This is a genomic window from Sphingobium sp. BS19, assembly GCF_027925545.1.
Taxonomy (GTDB): Bacteria; Pseudomonadota; Alphaproteobacteria; order Sphingomonadales; family Sphingomonadaceae; genus Sphingobium.
In genome coordinates this window covers 1-353 of sequence record NZ_BSEF01000086.1, presented here as the reverse complement: position 1 = coordinate 353, position 353 = coordinate 1, and the positions used below count along the sequence as shown (strand labels likewise).

At 63.7% G+C, this 353-nt stretch carries 1 protein-coding gene; it reads left to right on the top strand.

Going from position 1 to position 353, the window contains the following annotated elements:
• Positions 1-353: oleate hydratase (locus tag QMG56_RS23280; protein ID WP_281825287.1), on the top strand; the 353-nt coding region annotated here is incomplete at both ends.

The following is a 353-nucleotide window of genomic DNA, read 5'->3' as shown; positions in this document are numbered from 1 at the left end:
GCGGAGGGCCGCCCCGCCTTCGGCAACCCCGCCGCCTTTAACGGCAATGTGGAAGAGAGTTCGTGGATCTCTTTCACCGTCACGGTCAAGGACCCGCTGTTCCTGGAACTGATGGAGCGCTTCAGCGGCAGCGCGGCGGGTACCGGCGGGCTGATCACCTTCAAGCAATCGGCATGGCTGCTGACGCTGTCGATCTATCACCAGCCGTTCTTCCCGGGCCAGCCCGAGGGCGTCGCGGTGTGGTGGGGCTATGGCCTGTTCCATGATCGCGCGGGCGATTACGTCAAGAAACCGCTCGTCGAGTGCACCGGTGCGGAGATCCTCGAGGAAGTGCTGGGCCATTTGCACTTCAG